We start from the raw sequence: 19,284 nt of genomic DNA, 5'->3' as shown, positions 1-19,284 counted from the left end.
AGGAAATGAAATGAGTCTGCAATTTAATGTATTGATAATTGGTGGTGGTGTTGTAGGCTTAACTGCTGCCTTGGCTATGGCCCAACGGGGTTATACTGTAGCAGTCATCGATGCGGGTTCGTTGAAGGTCAATTATTCACAAGCAGATACGCGTGTTTATGCGATTAACCATGCGTCACAGGCTCTGTTGCAGCAATTAAATGCTTGGCAATATCTAGAAAGTTCGCGCATTTCTCCTTATCGCCGCATGTATGTTTGGGATGCTGAAAGTAAAGCGCATATTGATTTTGATTCGCGTTATGTCGGTACACAGAGCCTAGGTAGTATCATTGAGGAGTCGGTGTTAAAACACGCTTTATTGCAACAAGTTTCTAATCAATCTTCTATTCATTTATTTCCTGAGAGTTGTGTAGAGGATGTGTTTAGCGAGGAATCCGGAGTTAGGGTGTGCAGCAGTCAGCAGACCTGGGAAGGACAATTGTTAATGGTTGCTGATGGTGCCAATTCCCCCATTCGTCATAAACTCAAGGTGCCATTAAACAGCTGGTCTTATGAGCAACATGCATTGGTTGCGACGGTGTCTGTAGAAAAGGAACATCAGTACACGGCATATCAAGTATTTCGCGCTGATGGTCCTTTGGCTTTTTTACCGCTGGCTGATACACATCAATGTTCTATCGTGTGGTCTACCAATCCAGCACATGTTAAAACATTAATGAATCTTTCTGAACAGGAGTTTAATGCATCCTTAAGCGACGCTTTTGCCAAAAAACTAGGTCAGGTTGAAGTAATCAGTACGCGCCATCAATTCCCTTTACAAATGAGACACGTTAAACAATATGTAGGGAACCGTTGGTTACTCCTTGGTGATGCAGCACATACCATTCATCCTTTGGCTGGTTTGGGGTTAAATTTAGGCTTGGCCGATGTACATTCTTGGATTCAGTGTTTGGATGCCGCTCGCGATACCCTGGTATCCAAAAAGGCATTAGGTGCTTATCAACGTGCACGTAAAAATGATGTATGGCAAACGATTATGTTGATGGAAGGATTCAAACGCTTATTCAGTAATTCTTTTATGCCTGTTGTTGCCTTACGTGGCTTAGGTTTAAATTTGTGTAACGGATTTACTCCTATAAAACGTTTATTCATTCAACATGCCCAAGGCATACAGCAATAGAAATATAATTCCTCTCCGCTTATTCCCGCATCCGTTCACATCAATGCATGGATAACTCTACATCCATTTTAAAATAACTTTATTTGATCAATTTGCTTAATATTTATTTAATGTTGCCTTTATATAATAGACAGCAGTATATCTGTTGTTTGTGAGGTCATCATGTGGACAAAATTTTTCTCTAATGGAGTCCTGGAGAAAGGGATAGGATATGGTAAAGGTCTCTTTGAGATGGCAGACCCCTTAGTTGGTAATCAAATCCTCAAGCTACAAAAAAATTCGTTACTTGCACGTGTCGATGGTAGAGGTCTCGATGTATTGTATCAACAAAATGGCATTATGCCTCGGATTTCAGAAAGGCAGCTGCAAACGATTCGCCATTCTAATGTAGAACGTTATCAAAAATATAATGAGCAGCCTTTTGCATGGGGAGCCTGTAATTCGATACAAGATTTACTGACTTTTATTACGCAAAATAAATCACATACGGAAAAGTCTTGGATACATAAGTTTTATGGTAAGTCTACGCCACTGCTTATGCTGAAATATGCTACAGGAATTGAAGCCGAAGGACTTGATCAGGAAAAAGAAGAAATCATTGTGCAACATGTACCATTCAGTCAGTTTATTGCATCGACCTGTCCTAAATATAGAGAAAGGTTTTTGAATGGTGGGATGGTGCCTAATGCCATGTATGAATATAATCATGACTTACCAAAATCAATGTGCATTGCCAATTTACTTACAGAACAAGGAGTTCTGACTTGGTTATTGATCAACAAAGCGGAGCAGGCATTTACTGAAGTGTGCAAGGCAATATATGCTGATATGACCCAAGAGATGCTGACAGAGCGCTTTCGCAATCCACAACTTGTGGATGCAATTAGCAATGCTTTGAAATTAGATCACACGTTAAAGATGTAAGTTATTGGTTTTTGAGTCAAGTAGTTCAGCCTCAAACGCGCTGTTGATTCTGACTGGAATATGGTGGTTGGAATCAAGCAGCAAGGGATTTTCCAGTGGTATTTGATCCATACGCAATGATGAGTTTAACCCTATCATTGCTTCGACACTACCAAATCCCCATTCGTTTCCTGTATAGGAGAACGCATCTGCAGGATTAATGGCACAAACAAAATAGTTTTCAATCTCTTCTTCAGTAAACTCCAAGACATCTCTGCTTCTTTGGTAAACTTCAACCTTTTCGATTGGCGTATCCATAATGGCATCAAATTGTTGTTGAAGCGGCTCATTAAACGTAGGGAACTCAACTTTTGCTATCCAAGGATAAGAGTGTTTCTGCAGCAATTTTTGAAAAGCACGCAGATAATGGGGGTAAAGAAGATGTTGTATGTCATATTGCTCATTTATTTTGGCAAAAAAACCCATCCCAACAGCAGTGGCTTTTAAAAGCGCAGGTTTTCCTGCTTTCTGCGCAGCGTCATTCACTGCAGTTAATAACATAGAAATATCTTCTAACTGATATCTGAAATACGCTTCAGATAAAAAAAGAACTGCATTTTTTTTAGTAAAAGATGGATAAAACATGTTAGACGCAGAGCGTGCAAGCAACGGTAGTCCTGTGCGAATACGGGTAAGCGTGCCGTTAGAATCATATGGACCTAGAGAGGATTGTGCATCTTTAAAATCAGTCGGTACTTTTTCAAAGAGATGAGCAAACATTGGACTATCGATTTTTGAGTTTATTGGATCCAGCATAAACAGCGAATAATGTAGATAGAGATTTTCAAAACAGGCTCCTGCTAGAGAAAAAATCCCAACATCATGTGGTTTTTTCTTCATCACTCTCGGATTCATTGCGGGGTAGCCGCCTGAAGCAAGCACGGAACTATTGGAAAAAATAATTTTTTTAGCCCCGGATAGTCGTTCAACAGGTGATAAAAGTTCGGGGTGTGTTAATGGAATGCGGGCAAAATAATCAGAGCTTGCTGGAAAGGGAGTGCCATTTTGAAATATTCCGGTTCTATCCCCTGCAACGCTAACTGCTGTTGTTTTGCTTAATGCCCTACGTAAGGAAAAAGGCGCATCCGTATCATTATGCGCAAAATAATGTTCGTTATAATATACTTTTGCGGAGTTTTGGGTTCTTTCTCGAAGGACTTCAGGGAACTGTTTGTCTAAAGCACTTGCCTTGAACTGCGCATCCAACCATTCTTTAGGCTGCATCGATTTGACGCTGTTGCTTGCACGAAAAAAACCAGACAATTTTTTTGAAAACATATTATCCCTGTGTACGCTTATGTGCACCAATTATATTACAGCAAAGGATAAGTTAAAAACAAATTGATGTTATTTTGGGAAATAGCTGGACAGGTTATTTTTTTTTACTAAAATGCGCAGCAATTCAAAATGATAAAGAATTCAAATATGCCAAAAAATGTTAAATTTTTATATACATCAGATCAAGAGCAAGCTATGGACGAAATGCTTGCCGAACAATTACTTTTTTTTCCTGAACAAGCGGAGTCCCAATTAAGGCTAGGTAATTATTTGCAAAATAATTGCAATCGACCTGGCTTTAATTATCTCACTACAAACTATGATGCCGGTGTAATTATCGCTGCTATGCCGAATCTTGGTTCTAAGCAATTGGGGGTATATGCCGCAAAATCGTTTGAGGTAGGAGACATTGTCGGAGAAATAAAAGGCATTGATTTATTCGGCATACAATCTAATTCTCGAATAGAACGCGCCGTTAAACAGTATGAAGGCGATTCTACTTATGTATGGAAATTAAACTTAGATGAGCAAGAGCAATATGCCGTAGTAATTGATATGCTGCAATCAGGGTCTAGTACCCGCTGGGTGAACCATGCTGAACGGCCTAATTTAGAAGTACAAATCACCTGTAAGCAACGAAAAGACGAGTTTGGAAAAGTTGTATTTGATTACCATGCTTATTATATTGCGACTAAAAGAATTGCTTTTGCTGATGAGTTAACTGTTTCTTATGGAGATGATTATTTTTCTCAACAGCGTCCGCAAATCTTGCGACGACCACAAACCTTGATTGACGTCTTGCAAAGCTTAGCCAAATCACTTGAGCAAGAATTTACTGCAAGTGATGTGAAAACACCCGCAGATATAAAAAATTTTTTCGATTTACTAACCCAAAAATTGAATATAAAAAAAGAACAGAAAAAGCAAATGTATTTAGATAAAAACTTAGATCCTAAAATTTATGATTTGCAGCAACCAGAAGATGTGGCGCGTTTTCAAAAAAATCAAAAAATGGAGCTCAAAAGAAACTCAGCGTATCATTTATTTATAGCACCTACGGAACGGGGGAATGGGGTATATCGTTACTCTTTATTTAGTGGTCAGGCCATTCCTGCGGAAAAGCCAATATGCCAGCTTGTAGGGAAGCAAATGTTTGATGTACCCACCACGGAAAAGGCGATGGAGTTGTGGGCGGCTCAACATGATATTGATACGAATTACTTGGTGCAATCAAGCGGGGGCGGATATCTTTATACTAAATACCAAGCATCCGAAGCTTATTGCATAGAAAGTGCAACGCATCGCAGGGAAATGAATGTGCGCTTTGATTTTGCAACCAACTCTTATGTCACGACACGGCAAATTCAACCAGGTGAGGAAATTCTTGCTTATTACCGTGACTATGATTATGGTGCTTCACCTACCAATTTGACTCAGGTGGTTGCTGCTTTTAATGACGCTCAATATTATTACCATGCGACTTGGAGTGGTAATGGAATGACTATGGAGTATGTGATACCCAAAACTCCTGGTTATAATTGGGATGATGCCGAGGAGTCTGTCTTCTCTCCATATACTACCGAAGAGCAAACGAGCGATTGGCTTGGTCAATCTGATTTTGAGTTTGATGACAATACAAGAGTCCTAACCCCTGGTTATGATGACGCTGCTTTTGAGCAAGAATTTTCTCCGCATTTGGACGAAGTGCGTGTGGCGGATGATGGAAGCAGCCAAGAAAAAAGACAATCAACGTCTTGGAGTCCGACGTTCCAGTTCGGAGAAGTTCCTCATAGCAAAAAAAGAAAGCTTTCTGCAATCAGCGATGATGAAGAAAATCAGGTAAGTGGCTATTTAACGCCTTAATATGTGCTTGGGTGAGCGAAATGGACTCGAGTCAATGAGGTTAACTTAAGTAGGCTGGGCTGTTAAGCCCAGCGCTTAGCACCCATATAATGAATATTCTCTGCTCATTGGATTTGCATTAACGAGGTATTTTGGAGCATACGGATTTGATGCAACGAGCACTGGGCTTAACAGCCCCGCCCCCTTAAAAAGACTATTTTAAACGGGCAAAGTGTTCGCGACTAAACGCTACTTTTTCGGCAACTGATTCGTTAGGGTGTTCCTGATAATGCGCCTCAATTGTTCGGTAACGTTTTAATCCACCTTCTCTGTTGGCAATTTGTATGTTCAAGCCGGGCCGTGCATTGAGTTCCAGCATTAAAGGTCCTTGTTCTTTATCAAGGACTATATCTACTCCAAGATAACCTAGACCAGTCAGTTCATAGCAACTGGAGGCAATCTCAAGTATTTTATTCCAATAAGGTACTTCGATGTTTACAATAGGATTGAGCGTATCAGGATGATAATCGATGATGTCATTATGATATACCCCACCAAGAGTTTTTCCGGTGGCGAGATCAACTCCAACCCCAATGGCACCTTGGTGTAGATTGGCTTTGCCGCCAGACAAGCGCGTTGGCAACCTCACCATCGCCATGGCAGGATAACCTAGCAAACTGATAATGCGAATATCAGGAATACCTTCGTAGCTTACCTCTGCAAATACGGGATCAACCACTACTCGCTTCTCTATAATTGCATAGTCGGAGGAGCCACCAAGGCTGTATGCTCCCGAGAGCAAGCTTGATAAATGGTAGCTAAGTTCCTGTGTTGTGGTTAACTTTCCATTAATTTGTCGATAACGGCCATAGACCTTATCTTTAAAAACTAAAATACCATCACCGCCTGAGCCACGTGCAGGTTTAACCACAAAATCGTTATAAGGCTCTAAACGTTCTTCTATGGTTTTAATTTGTTGTTCTGTTTCGATAATATCGTACAAAGGTGGTACGGCGATGCCTGCTTTTAGCGCTAATTTTTTTGTTTTTAACTTATCATCAACCAAAGGAAACAGTTTTCTTGGATTGTAGCGTAATACAAAATCTGTATTACGCTGGTTGATGCTTAATATGCCATGGTTTTTTAAACGACGAAACAGCGTAATCATTCGACATGTCTCGCAAGTGATTTAAAGCGCTTCAACTCAAATAAGCGATAGCCGCGATATTGGCCAAACCACAATATTAAAGCGAGTAGAACTAAAAGCAACTCAGGGAAAGCAAAGACAAGATATTGCAAAGGTTCATAGCTCATTGCCCAATAAGAGATTACTGCCGCAACCAGGCTGCCTACCCCCGATTTTATTGCTTCTGAAGCTCCTCGTTCATCCCAGGTAATGCACATACGTTCTATAGTCATGGTTAAAATGACCAAGGGGAATAAGGCAACAGATAGTCCTGCATCCAATCCAAGGCTCTGGCTAATGACACTAATAAAGATCATAAGCAAAATCACGATAGTAAGAATGGCCGCAAGCCTTGGTACCAAAAGTAACCTTAATTGATCCAGATAAAAACGTGCCAGGAGTCCAAAAGAGACAATAATGACAAAGAGGGAAATTCCCCAGATAACATGGGTTTCTCTAAACGCTAAAGCGATTAAAACGGGCATAAACGTACCGAAGGTTTTAATCCCGATAAAGTTTCGCAAAATCAAGATAATGAAAGCACCTATGGGTATCGTTAATAAAATTTTATACGTTACCTGCGCATTAACGGGTAGTTGCAATAAGGAGAAACGCAACAGTTGTGAGTCTGATTGTAACCCTCGCGATTTGGCAATGCTTAAGGCATTTATGGGGGTGGGCGATACCGTTAAGCTAAATTGAGCTTTTTTGCCGCCAGTGACATTAAATACAGGTTCATTTCCATATTGCCAGATAAGAAAATCTTTAGGCAATCCGGCACTGCCCGTTCTCGGATTAATATAAACCCAGTTTTTGCCGTTGAATACAGCTAAAAATAAACTTAACTCAGCCTTGCTCTTTTGTGATAAGTAAATTCCTTTTACTGGAATTGCAGAAATTTTAGACTGATTTAAAATGAGAATTGCTGCATTAATAAGATGTTCGTCACTAAAATTATTACTGGTTAGTAACTTCGCATTCCCATCTTTTTTATTCAGTTCTTTAACCGTACTTTGGGCAAAGGTTTTAATGTCTGCGGATGATTGTCGTACTTGGCTTGTAATAGTTTCAACTGCTGATTTTTGACTCTCTTCAAGCGGTTGTGTTTTGACTGCCGGAGGAGTTCCTAATGGGGATTCATTAGCCTCCGTTTGTCGGAAAATCGCCCTATAATATAGGGATTGTGCGCCATGAGCACGCCTGATGGACCAAACTGTTTCTCGATTATCACCATTTAAATTAGTTGTTACCCCGTAATTTCTTGATACAAAATATTCATCAAGAATCGCAAAATGGGGCGGCAAATAGGGGATATTAAAACTCGCTTTAATTGGCGTATTCGGATCTGCGACAAAACGTAAGTTCGATTCAATCGTCCAACTGTTTATTGTTTCTGTGTCAGTCAACGGCACATCGAGTACAAAATGTCGGTACAAAAAAATCCCTGCTCCTAGGATAAATAAAGTAAAAATAAGTCCATAAACATGACGCGTGTTGTGTTTCATTATTTCTTAAGACTCTGATTTCTTAACGTAAATGTCAGTGCTGGATTGACCGCACCATTAAAAGCAATAATTGCATCTCTTCCTAAAAGCAAAGGATAGATGAACCGTTTGCGATTGGTTAAATTCACTTTAATTGTTCTAACTTTATCTCCAAGTTGTAAATTAAGTAGTACAACTGGACGTTTAATAGGAGCATGGGCAAGTATTTCTGAGCCATGTTCTCCATCACGAACTTTAATTTTTACTCGACCTTTATATTCCGCCTCAAATTGATAGTCTCCGCTTTTGGTTGGGACAGTAAAGCGCAAATAAGGCATGCCATTTTTAGTAATTTCAGTTATGTTGGTTGCATTTAATGATGCTGATTTAGCTCCGGTATCCAATTTTGCTGAGAGCGTTAAATTTTTATCTGGAAACGTAGCTTTTTCAACATAACCATAAATTTGTACGTCATTTGATGCCATAACAGGTCCGGTCATTAGTGCTGCAAAAGTAAAGAGAGCAAGTATCGATCTCATTTAATCCTCTTTCCTGAGTTGTTATATTATTTAGTGCGATATCGTAGCAGGTTTGCATCCTAAGTCACAACCCGTAAGTGGATTTATAGAAATATTTTTTGTACGAACTGAGTATGATATTATTATCAACCGCCCTGTGGATTGTGTGTTTTTAATTCAGGATGAAACGATTATTGACATCAAGCTCAATTATCCATATAATCCGCGCCATCCTAACCTCCGGTCATTTTTGTGTGTAAGAATGTCTAAAAAGGGCGAAGAAGGTTCATCATTAAAATCACAAGAACTCGTTTCCCTCTTGGCAATTGCCGGCTGTATCGACGCGCAAAGTAGACTCCTCGCTCAAAAACTCGATAATGATCGTTATATCTATCATGCATATGCCGTAGTAGATTCTCTAAGCTCTTCTTATAGTATGTTTAAATACTTCATGGAAGTATTTATGCGTAATACGGATGCTGATTACCTGCATAAAATAGCGACTTCTCCAGAAGGAATCGCTGCAATTTCCGCAGAAGCCATTTTTTTAGTCTCTTTTTCTTTTCTAGCCAGTGTATTTGATGGAGAGGAAAATGATTCTGTAAAAAAATTCATCGCGGCTGCATGGCCCTATTTTCGTGACGTCATGAAGGGCTTAAAAAACGCTTATAAAGGATGGCGAAGTACAGTACAAGTTTTAGGTGCGCTTGGATTGGATCTTAAAGATATGCTCATCCCTGTTGGCTTAGTATTAGGTGTGTTTGCTGCTGCCAACCGCTTCTGGATACGCAGTATGCAGGAACGACGTAAAAAGCAAATGAATGCCAATAAAGAGCTTTTAGTAGAAATTCGACAGTTGACTTCATTAACAAAGTTAGATCGTAAAGCTTATTTATCACGAATAGAACAACAGAGCGATGAAGATCGTATTCATGCTTTTTTAGCGGTAACGACTGGTGGCTTACTTGATGGTTTATACCTTTATATGGGTGTGATGAGTCTTGCTATTCTGGCGCCACATCTTTTTCTTGCCATGACCGTTCTTAGTGTTTTTTACACACTAGCTTGTGTTGTTACACGAATTTACGAAGAATATGATTTTCAATTACGCTTGGAAGTGACGCAAACCCGATGTAAATTGGAATTAACAAGCAAAGAATTAGAACTGACTTATGCCAAATTGCTTGAGTTACAAGAAACTGCCAAGAAAAAATTTATAAATCCCGCCGATGTCAAACAATTGAAGCTACGAGTGTGTCAATTAATTCAGCAGTTTGATGAGGAACGCCAATTATTACAAGAACAAACAACACATAGTTATTTAACTGCAGGTTTATTGGGAATGAAGTATGGTTTGTTTGGCTATGGCGTATTGACCAGTATTTTATTTACAGTTTCCTCGGTATTCTTAGTTACCGCCAGTGCCTTTCCGCCTGCGTTACTGGCTGCATTTATTGTTTCTGGTTTGGTGTTAATGATTGGAATGACTGCTTTTATGCTGCACAGTCATCATCAGTATGTTCAAAAGCAAAAAGCAGAGAATGAAAAAGAGTGTCCTTATGATCAAATAAAGAAGATGAAGGCGAATATCGAGGCACAAAATGATGCTGAGTATTTAACCGCAGAGAGCTTTAAGTCCTCATTAAAAAACGGCAGTAATCCCAGTTCTTCGCCGCAGAGTTTTTTTCAAGAATGGTTTGAAGTGTTTCGTTGTTTTGCCTCTGGTCTATCTAAGGGAAATAATTTCTCTAATTTTGCAACATCTGCTCTCCAGGAAGAGGATCCCGAAGGGCATTACCATGATGTTCCAATAATGGGTATATTGGCGATAGCTAATGCGGTCTTATTTTCATTAATTCTAGGTCTTAGAGCTTTGGCGCGTGGACTGGGGCGTCCGCCTCTAGGCCAGGTTAGTCCTTCCAAAGATAAAGAACCTGGTCCAAATGTGTCGGTGGATAAGGACAAAATAAAAACAGAGTCCCCAAGGGAATCAAGTGAGCCTGCTAAAAGAAGAGCCCCTGATTCCCTGCCACGATCCGGTTCATCTTTTTCACTTTACAATTTCTTCTTTCATAAAGATACAGCATCAAATTCACCATCTGGAAAAATGACACATTCAAAAAGCGACAATGCTCTAACTCATCACGTTGCAACTACTGGCGGCAGTACAATTCGGGGTTTAGATTAGGATCGTTATACATTTTAAATTGGTGATAGATTCTGAACGTACGTTTTTTCGCTTTGACTTCTTCAAGCAACTCTTTAAAACACTTGGCTAATTGTTCCAATTGTTGATTAATGGTCATTAATTTATGGGCACAACTCGTACGATGTTCTTCGGTGGCATCTTCGCGCTTGGTTTGGAGCTCCATATGGTACGATTTTAGGGATAAAATAGACAGGCGGTCAATGATCATTCCAGGCGACTCAGAGTGCACTGGGCATATTTTAAAGTGTGCTGGTTGCAGTTGGTTAAAAAGCCATTCATCCATTGCCTCCATGCGGTTATTACGCAATTGATTAAAACGGTCAATTTCTCGCTTTGCTTGATATACAAACTCATATCCTTGATCATCGCGGCGTGCTCTATCCTCTGCATGCCAGAGTTGGTAGTTAAATGCATGATTATCTTCAACTAAGCGATAAAACTCTTGGTGTTGATGTACTATGCCCGATGCTTTCCAGGTGATGATGGAATTTTTGTGTAGGTCGGTGATTTCTGCGACATGAATACTATCTGGCATGTTTTATCCTGTATTTTTGAAAAATGGGTGCCAGTTTACCCCATACTGCATAGAGCTACAAATTGGAACCGAAGTATTTATTATAAATGGCTTCATAGGTTCCATCATTTTCCATTTCTAATAACGCTTTATTGATTCTCTGAATTAGTGTGGCATTTTTGGGGAGCGTCACTATTCCATATCCATTTCCCAGAACAATAGGACGTCCTACTGTTTGAAAATTAATTACTTTATTAATGGTAAGGTATTTAAAGATATTAATGTTCATTATAATTGCATCTACATCATTATTGAGTAAGGCCATAATCATAAGCGAAATTTTTGGATATTCTTTGATATTCTCTTTACTTGTATACAGTAAAAGCGTGTCGTGAAGGCGGCTTTCTTGTACGGTCCCTATTCTTTTGTTTTTCAGATCTGCAATTGTTTTTATGTTGGGAGATGAGGTTAAAAATTGTCCGTTGCTGGTCATATAGGGCAAACTGTAAATGTAATTTTGTGATATGGTTTGCGGTATGGGGGCTGGTGTAAAGGTAATGTCTATGTCTCCTGAAGCCAATGCATCCATTTGGTTGTTTAGGGTAACCGGTTTATATTGACACGTTTCATGCAGCCGTTTGCATAATTCATTCATGAGATCGACACAAAAACCAAAATAATGATTGCTGCCATCTACGGCAGAAAAAGGCGGCGCAGATTTAGAAACACCGACGACAATAGGAGTGCTGTAAGCGAAAGTGTAACTCGTTAATATGATAAGAAACAGGATATGCCGAAGCAGTTTCATGCCAGTGCACCATCTTCCTTGAGCATATCTAAAATCTAGGTTGTTGCGAATTATTTGTCAAATTTTAATGAGGCTCATGTAAACGGGAAGGTGCGAGCTACGTCTGTTCAATGACAGAGGTTTTTCTGGGCAGGCATACGTTTACGAAAGAGTACAAACGTGTGGTTATTTTTGTATTTTCTTTGCTAAGCATCGATCCAGAGCATTGGCAAAAGCGGTTTTTTCTTTGATACTTAATGCCGCAGGGCCTCCTGAAAACTGTCCTGTTGCACGTAATTGTTCGTGCATATCTCTTAAATTTAGGCGTTGCTTGATGGTGTTTTCGGTATATTCTTCTCCGCGTGGATTAATCGCGAGCCCTTTTTTGGCAAGAACGTCTGCCGCCAAAGGGATGTCAGCGGTAATCACTAAGTCATAAGGTTCTATGTGCGCCACAATATAATGGTCCGCACTGTCAAACCCTTTAGTGACTTGCACTGAGCGGATGAAGGGTGACTTAGGATAAGTAAGAAAAGAGTTAGCCACTAAAGTGAGTGGTGTTTTTGTACGTACTGCGGCACGAAACAAAATTTCTTTAATTACTTTGGGGCACGCATCGGCATCTATCCAGATATGCATATTTGTTACATTGGTCAAAGAAAAGTTAGAGTGATTTTAACAAGTAAGACTGGCAAGCAACATAGGCTAATTATATAATTTTATTTTGATAGCTGTTTTTTTGATGTTGCATAAACGGTTTTCTATTTTATTAGGGAGAAAGTCATGAGGATTGTCGCTTTTTTGAGTTTTGTATTATTATCTTTTTGTGCTGCCGCTGAATCAACTTTACCTGCTGGATGCCAAGCAGTTGCGGTTCAGGGGGAATCCGTAACGCTACAAGCTAAAAATAGCAGTTTGGTGTTTATTCATAATCTCACTTCCTCAGATTTATGGATCACCCATCCCGTGACTAATCCTGGTGCTAGTGCTGGTTGGACAACGAGGTTACAAGGTGGTAATTGGTCTGCATTAGCCTTGAATAAAGGTCCATTTGCTTTAAATTGCATTGAATCCAAACCCGGACATGAACAACAAGCACCTTGTAAAGGTCTGATTGCGGTGTGTAAATGGAAAGGGGTGAAAATTCCCGATAGTGACAAAGGCTCTACGTTCTGGGCTGCAGAAGATATGTCTTTATCTGCATTAACTGCAGCAGTAGGCGCGCGCGGATTTGTAATTCCTGCAGCTAAGCACTAAGTATGCTGTTTGCCACTTATCTTGCTACTTTCAGAGATAAGTGGTAGAACTGAGCGGATGATGGGTAATTAAATACCATGACAACAAAATATAAACAGGATATACGTGAGCAAGAAATCAAAAGATCCCTTTTATAAACGGGAAAGTGAAAAATACACCGATCCTGTTCCTAGCCGCGAATTCATCATGGACGTTCTTAATGAATACGGTAAGCCCATGTCGCGCAATCAGCTATTCGATAAATTACAAATACGAGACGAACGCAAACAAGAGTCTATGGGATTTAGGCTCAAGGCCATGCTGCGCGATGGGCAAATCATGCAAGACAGACGCGGGCGCTTTTGTTTGATGCAACGAATTAACCTATCACGTGGCACAGTCCAGGGACATCCCGATGGTTTTGGCTTTTTTATTCCTGACGACGGTGCAGAAGACATGTTTTTGTCTGCTAAAGAAATGCGGGCAGTGATGCATGGAGACGTTGTCCTTGCCTATCAAGTTGGCGTGGATCGTCGAGGAAGACCTGATGCGAAAATTCACGAAGTGATTGAGCATGCTAATGCGACTATTGTTGGCCGGTTTTTTACAGACCATGGCGTCAGTTTTGTGTTGCCAGATAGCAAACATTTGACCCAGGATATTTCTATTCCACCAGAAATGGTGAGCGGTGCAAAAAATGGACAAATTGTTTTGGTCGAATTAATTGCCTTTCCCAGTAAACGAGCTCAGGCTATAGGTAAAGTAATTCATGTCTTAGGTGAGCATATGGCTCCAGGCATGGAAATTCAAGTTGCACTTTATGCCCATGGAATCCCATTTGAATGGCCTGAGGATGTGAGCATCCAAGTAGCAAAAATTCCACAGCATGTCACCGAAGAACAAATCCAGGGGCGCACCGATTTGCGTGGATTGCCTTTTGTGACGATAGATGGCGAAGATGCTAAAGATTTTGATGATGCAGTTTATTGTTATAAAAAACCTAAAGGTGGTTTCCAATTGTATGTTGCAATTGCTGATGTCAGTAATTATGTGATGCAAGATTCAGCATTGGATAAAGAAGCCGCGCGTCGAGGTAACTCAGTTTATTTTCCTGGTAAAGTCATTCCTATGTTGCCAGAAGCGTTATCCAATGGTTTATGTTCGCTAAATCCCCACGTCGACCGTCTGTGTATGGTTGCAGAGATGGCGATCAGCGATGATGGTAAAATATCTCGTTCCCGTTTTTATCGAGCAGTTATTCATTCACATGCCCGATTAACCTATACCCAAGTTGGCTCTTGGCTTGCGCAGGGGGCTACGGATGAACAACATTCCTCCTTATGGCCTACATTGCAGTCGCTTTATGATTTGTATCAGGTGCTCTTAGTTACTCGTAAACTTCGCGGGGCTATGGAGTTCGAGACAACGGAAACACGCATCGAATTTGATGAAAATAAAAAAATTCAATGCATTGTCCCTGTGATTCGCAATGATGCACACAAATTGATTGAAGAATGTATGTTGGCTGCGAATGTTGCGACGGCACGATTTTTAGAAAAAGCTAAGATCCCTACACTATATCGAGTACATGCTGCTCCCGAACAAGATAAAATGACTGCATTAAGACAGTTTTTAGGTGAGTTGGGATTACAATTAGGAGGTGGGAAAAAACCAGGACCTAAAGATTTCCAGCGTACGATGAATGCCATCGAAGGCCGACCCGATAAACATCTCATTGAAACGGTAATGCTCCGCTCCCTGAAACAAGCACAGTATGTCGAAGCGAATGAAGGACATTTTGGTCTGGCCTATTCCGCCTATACGCATTTTACTTCCCCTATTCGCCGTTATCCTGATTTATTAATTCATCGTGCAATAGGTTATTTATTGGATAAAAAACCAATTCATGAATTTGAATATACTCATGACGATATGAACCGCTTAGGCAAACATGCATCGATGACTGAACGGCGTGCCGATGAAGCGACACGAGAAGTGGTTGCTTGGTTAAAATGTGAATACATGCAAGATAAGTTAGGGCAAGTATTCAAAGGCCGAATTTCTGCAGTGACTGGTTTTGGAATTTTTGTAGAGCTGGATGACATTTATGTTGAAGGCCTGGTTCATGTGACCTCGTTAAAAAATGATTATTATACTTTTGACTCCGTAAAACATCGTTTAATTGGAACACGTGGTGGTCAGGTGTATCATTTGGGAGACAGAATGACGGTATTAGTTGCCCGTGTTGATTTAGATGAACGTAAAATTGATTTTGAGCCAGTAGAGGAAACACCGAGTCATGAGTGAGCAGTATGTTTATGGGGTGCATGCGGTTTCTGCTTTGTTAGCCAACCCACATCGAGTGACTAAAAAACTCTATATCAGTGAAGACAGAACAGACAAACGATTACAGGATATTATTGAAAAAGCCATACAAGCAGGTGTTAGTATGGAGCATTTGAGTATGCAAAAAATGAATCAGCGCTTTGCTGATTTTGCCCACCAAGGTGTCGTTGCAACAGCCTCTTCGTTACCTGATTACAATGAGTCCCATTTGCTTGCCTTATTGGAATCCAGCAAACAGCCTGCTTTAATTCTTATTCTTGATGGCGTTACTGATCCTCATAATTTGGGCGCGTGTTTGCGCACGGCAGATGCAACAGGGGTTGATTTTGTAGTGATTCCCAAAGACAAAAGTGCCAGCATTACTCCTGTGGTCAGTAAAGTTGCATGTGGTGCAGCAGAGGCGATACCTTTAGTCAGAGTCACTAATTTGGTACGTAGCATGGATCTTTTAAAGGAACATGGGGTATGGATTTATGGGGCCGCTGGTGAGGCAACCAGCTCACTGTATCAAACAGACTGCACTGGCTCCATCGCAATTGCAATGGGCGCTGAGGGTGAAGGGCTACGTCGACTGACACGGGAGCACTGCGATGGTTTATTCTCTTTACCTATGGCAGGTAGTGTATCCAGTTTGAATGTTTCGGTAGCTACCGGTGTGTCTTTATATGAAATTGTAAGGCAACGAAAAGGGAGCAGTTCTTCATGAGTGAATTAAAAATAAAAGCGGCAAAAGCCGCATTGCAATTTATCGAAGATGACATGGTGGTCGGTGTCGGTACCGGATCCACAGTGAATTTCTTTATTAAAGAATTGGCTACTATAAAACACAGAATTGATGCGTGTGTATCAAGCTCTAAAGCGACAGAGGCTTTATTAAAAAAGGAAGGTATCCCCGTTATTGATTTAAACTCGATACAGGAACTACCCATTTATATTGATGGTGCTGATGAAGTGACTGAACATGGCGCAATGATCAAAGGCGGTGGCGGTGCGCATACTCGTGAAAAAATTGTAGCTCAGCTGGCGGAACAATTTATTTGTATTGTGGATGATTCAAAGCTGGTAAAGCACTTAGGGCGTTTTCCAGTTGCTGTTGAAGTAATTCCTTTAGCCAGAAGTATGGTCGCTCGAGAATTAGTAAAATTAGGCGGTGACCCAGAATATAGAGAAGGATTTATTACTGATAATGGTAATATTATTCTCGATGTGTTTAATTTAACAATCAATGAACCTCTAGATTTAGAGGAGCGCATTAATCGCATAACCGGCGTTGTTGAAAACGGCATATTTGCACACCGTAGTGCGGATGTTGTTTTGTTGGCTTCTCAGGATGGCGTGAAGCGTGTGAAATAGCGCGGTATTCAGCATGTAGCTTGGCTGCTTGTAGCCAGGCTACAATAACAAATAGGTTTTAGGCTAATGAATGAACATAAAGTTTATGTAAATCGAATTCTGAACATGAAAAAAATCAAGTTAATTGGTTTGGATATGGACCATACCTTGATTCGTTATAATTCTGAGAATTTTGAATCTTTGGTTTATCAGCTCGTCAAAGAACAATTAGTCGAGGTCAAGCATTATCCTGAACAAATTAAAAAGCTGAATTTTAATTATCATGATGCAATTCGTGGTTTGGTGATTGATAGTAAGAACGGCAATATTTTAAAGTTGAGTCGCTATGGGGCAATTCGACAAAGCTATCATGGCACCAAACAAATTGATTTTGCCGAGCAACAGAAAATTTATCGAAGTATCTATGTTGATTTAAGTGATCCCAATTATATGGCAATCGACACGGCTTTTTCAATTGCCTTTTGTGTTCTATATGGCCAGTTGGTCGAATTAAAGGACAGCCTGTATCCGGAGCAAATTCCTAGCTATCAAGCCATCGCCCAAGACGTGCAGTTTTGTGTGGATAAAGTACACTCCGATGGTAGCTTGAAAACCATCATTAGCAAAAATTTGCCTACATATGTGATAAAAGAACGCGCATTAGTTGAGGGTTTGAGACATTTTATCCATCATGGGAAAAAAATATTTGTTCTGACTAATTCAGATTATGCGTATACAAAGCTGTTGCTAGAGTATGCGATTAACCCTTTTCTAAAGAAGGGTGAGAGCTGGATTAATTTATTTGAATTTGTCATTACCTTAGCGAATAAACCCCGATTTTTTTACGATAATCTCCGCTTTTTATCGATTAATCCGGTGAATGGAACAATGACTAACATGATAGGGCCTATAGTTCCTGGAGTGTATCAAGGGGGTAATGCTAAAAAATTTACGGAAGATTTGCATGTCCGTGGCGATGAAATTCTTTATATTGGCGATCATATTTATGGTGATATTTTACGATTAAAGAAAGATTGTAATTGGCGTACTGCTTTGGTTGTTGAAGAGCTTGGGGAAGAAATAGCGGCCCAAGCACGGGCAATGCCTATCGAGAAAAAAATCAGCGAAGCCATGGATGTAAAAAAGGATTTAGAACAGCAATACGTTAATCTATATACCAAAATGATCGATGAAGGATCAAAACAATACAGCCATCAAATTCAAGAGCTGCAGGCGCAAATCAGTAAGATCGATGCAGAAGTTACAAAATTATTAAAAGAACAACAAACTCATTTTAATCCAAAATGGGAACGTATTTTTCGCGCTGGAGCGGAAGAAAGTTATTTTGCCTATCAAGTCGATCGCTTTGCATGTATTTATATGGAAAAACTATCTGATTTATTGGAATACTCGCCTGCAACGTATTTTCGTGCGAATCGACGTCTATTGGCCCATGATGCTGAGGTATAGCTGAATCTATTTTTAGCTAACAATTGACCCAATACCGCATTTTGCGGGGATGACTATGACAGTACATATTGATGTTTCACTGGTTCGCCAACTGATTCATTTACAGTTTCCACAATGGTCTGCTTTATCCATTAAACCGGTTGCGTTCAGTGGTTGGGACAATAGAACTTTTCATTTGGGTACGGAAATGACAGTTCGCCTTCCAAGCGATGCATCTTATACACAGCAAGTAGAAAAAGAACAGTATTGGTTGCCTTATCTGGCACCACATTTGTCTTTGCCAATTCCTACACCCATCGCAAAAGGTGCACCCACAGCGGACTATCCTTGGCCGTGGTCAATTTATCGGTGGATAGAGGGACAAACCGCGTCAATGGCGCGTATTGAGGGTCTGAATTTATTTGCTGCTGATTTAGCTCAATTTTTGCAGCAATTACAAAGGATTGACAGCAAAGGTGGCCCAGTAGCTGGTGAGCACAGTTTCTACCGTGGAGGTGCACTGACCACTTATGATGCAGAGACACAAGAAGCAATTAAAATTTTGCGCCAACAAATAGATACAGTGGCTGTTTCTTCGATGTGGTCTGAGGCACTTAGTGAGACCTGGTCATCTGCCCCCGTTTGGGTACATGGAGATATTGCTCCAGGTAATTTGTTAGTTAAAGAGGGGCGTCTTTGTGCGGTGATTGATTTTGGCCAATTAGCAATCGGTGATCCTGCTTGCGATTTAGTGATTGCGTGGACTTTTTTGAATGCGGAGAGTCGAGAGGTGTTTCGTAAAGCACTGCAACTTGATAAGGCAACATGGGCGCGTGCCCGTGGATGGGCATTATGGAAAGCGCTGATTGTGTGTGCTGGATTATCTGGCACCAACCCGTTGGATATTGAAAAGTCATGGAAGGTAATTGATGCATTAATGGCAGACTAGCGAATTATCTA

General features: G+C 40.4%; 17 protein-coding genes. 10 read left to right on the top strand and 7 right to left on the bottom strand.

The genetic code is table 11. From position 1 onward, the window contains the following. Positions 1–10: 10 nt before the first annotated feature. Together Lste_RS12855 and Lste_RS12850 are read left to right on the top strand one after the other, a co-directional pair. Positions 11–1,180, top strand: coding sequence for an FAD-dependent oxidoreductase (locus tag Lste_RS12855; protein WP_058511329.1), 1,170 nt, complete (start codon positions 11–13; stop codon positions 1,178–1,180). Between the two features lie 162 nt (positions 1,181–1,342). Further along, positions 1,343–2,104, top strand: a complete 762-nt coding sequence (locus Lste_RS12850; protein ID WP_058511328.1) for a hypothetical protein — start codon at positions 1,343–1,345, stop codon at positions 2,102–2,104. Here the strand turns inward: Lste_RS12850 and Lste_RS12845 are convergent. Continuing rightward, a complete protein-coding gene (locus tag Lste_RS12845; protein ID WP_058511327.1) occupies positions 2,093–3,421 on the bottom strand; it encodes a hypothetical protein in 1,329 nt (442 codons plus the stop codon). The genes Lste_RS12850 and Lste_RS12845 overlap by 12 nt on opposite strands. A 147-nt stretch (positions 3,422–3,568) precedes the next feature. On the opposite strand from Lste_RS12845, the gene Lste_RS12840 reads away from it, so the two are divergent. Further along, entirely contained in the window at positions 3,569–5,284 is a 1,716-nt protein-coding gene (locus Lste_RS12840) for an SET domain-containing protein-lysine N-methyltransferase (protein WP_058511326.1), read from the top strand. Between the two features lie 193 nt (positions 5,285–5,477). Here Lste_RS12840 and Lste_RS12835 read toward each other — a convergent pair whose 3' ends face one another. Genes Lste_RS12835 through Lste_RS12825 form a run of 3 tightly spaced genes read right to left on the bottom strand, consistent with a single transcriptional unit; the run spans position 5,478 to position 8,472 of the window. After that, entirely contained in the window at positions 5,478–6,431 is a 954-nt protein-coding gene (locus Lste_RS12835; protein ID WP_058511325.1) for an alpha-L-glutamate ligase-like protein, read from the bottom strand. Next, positions 6,428–7,954, bottom strand: a complete 1,527-nt coding sequence (locus tag Lste_RS12830) for an inactive transglutaminase family protein (RefSeq protein ID WP_058511324.1) — start codon at positions 7,952–7,954, stop codon at positions 6,428–6,430. Before Lste_RS12830 ends, Lste_RS12835 begins: the two co-directional genes overlap by 4 nt. After that, positions 7,954–8,472, bottom strand: a complete 519-nt coding sequence (locus Lste_RS12825; protein WP_058511323.1) for an ATP-dependent zinc protease family protein — start codon at positions 8,470–8,472, stop codon at positions 7,954–7,956. Before Lste_RS12825 ends, Lste_RS12830 begins: the two co-directional genes overlap by 1 nt. 241 nt (positions 8,473–8,713) lie before the next feature. Here Lste_RS12825 and Lste_RS12820 point away from each other — a divergent pair, with 241 nt between their 5' ends. Then, a complete protein-coding gene (locus Lste_RS12820) occupies positions 8,714–10,639 on the top strand; it encodes a hypothetical protein (RefSeq protein WP_058511322.1) in 1,926 nt (641 codons plus the stop codon). Here Lste_RS12820 and Lste_RS12815 read toward each other — a convergent pair. From Lste_RS12815 to Lste_RS12805, 3 genes are all read right to left on the bottom strand, one after another. Further along, positions 10,605–11,195, bottom strand: coding sequence for a DUF4254 domain-containing protein (locus Lste_RS12815; protein WP_058511321.1), 591 nt, complete (start codon positions 11,193–11,195; stop codon positions 10,605–10,607). The genes Lste_RS12820 and Lste_RS12815 overlap by 35 nt on opposite strands. 55 nt (positions 11,196–11,250) lie before the next feature. Continuing rightward, a complete protein-coding gene (locus Lste_RS12810; protein ID WP_058511320.1) occupies positions 11,251–11,982 on the bottom strand; it encodes a transporter substrate-binding domain-containing protein in 732 nt (243 codons plus the stop codon). A gap of 165 nt (positions 11,983–12,147) precedes the next feature. Then, positions 12,148–12,600 carry a YaiI/YqxD family protein gene (locus Lste_RS12805; protein ID WP_058511319.1) on the bottom strand — a complete coding sequence of 151 codons (453 nt, stop codon included), beginning with the start codon at positions 12,598–12,600 and terminating at the stop codon, positions 12,148–12,150. A gap of 144 nt (positions 12,601–12,744) precedes the next feature. On the opposite strand from Lste_RS12805, the gene Lste_RS12800 reads away from it, so the two are divergent. The 6 genes from Lste_RS12800 to Lste_RS12775 all read left to right on the top strand — a co-directional run bounded on the left by Lste_RS12800 (position 12,745) and on the right by Lste_RS12775 (position 19,273). Further along, complete coding sequence (locus Lste_RS12800) at positions 12,745–13,218, top strand: hypothetical protein (RefSeq protein WP_058511318.1); 474 nt, start codon at positions 12,745–12,747, stop codon at positions 13,216–13,218. 105 nt (positions 13,219–13,323) lie between these two features. Continuing rightward, positions 13,324–15,504, top strand: a complete 2,181-nt coding sequence (gene rnr / locus Lste_RS12795; protein ID WP_058511317.1) for a ribonuclease R — start codon at positions 13,324–13,326, stop codon at positions 15,502–15,504. Further along, positions 15,497–16,249, top strand: a complete 753-nt coding sequence (gene rlmB, locus Lste_RS12790) for a 23S rRNA (guanosine(2251)-2'-O)-methyltransferase RlmB (protein ID WP_058511316.1) — start codon at positions 15,497–15,499, stop codon at positions 16,247–16,249. The genes rnr and rlmB overlap by 8 nt, the downstream gene beginning before the upstream one ends. After that, positions 16,246–16,896: a ribose-5-phosphate isomerase RpiA gene (gene rpiA / locus Lste_RS12785; protein ID WP_058511315.1), complete on the top strand. Its 651-nt coding sequence runs from the start codon at positions 16,246–16,248 to the stop codon at positions 16,894–16,896. Before rlmB ends, rpiA begins: the two co-directional genes overlap by 4 nt. A gap of 66 nt (positions 16,897–16,962) precedes the next feature. After that, the gene (locus tag Lste_RS12780) at positions 16,963–18,345 is read left to right on the top strand and encodes an HAD-IG family 5'-nucleotidase (RefSeq protein WP_058511314.1); all 1,383 of its coding nucleotides are present in this window, start codon (positions 16,963–16,965) and stop codon (positions 18,343–18,345) included. A gap of 55 nt (positions 18,346–18,400) precedes the next feature. After that, entirely contained in the window at positions 18,401–19,273 is an 873-nt protein-coding gene (locus tag Lste_RS12775) for an aminoglycoside phosphotransferase family protein (protein ID WP_058511313.1), read from the top strand. Positions 19,274–19,284: the final 11 nt, after the last annotated feature.

Origin of the sequence: Legionella steelei, assembly GCF_001468005.1 — a bacterium.
Classification (GTDB): domain Bacteria; phylum Pseudomonadota; class Gammaproteobacteria; order Legionellales; family Legionellaceae; genus Legionella; species Legionella steelei.
Note: the sequence above shows the minus strand (reverse complement) of the source record. Positions and strands in the feature narration are given on the sequence as shown.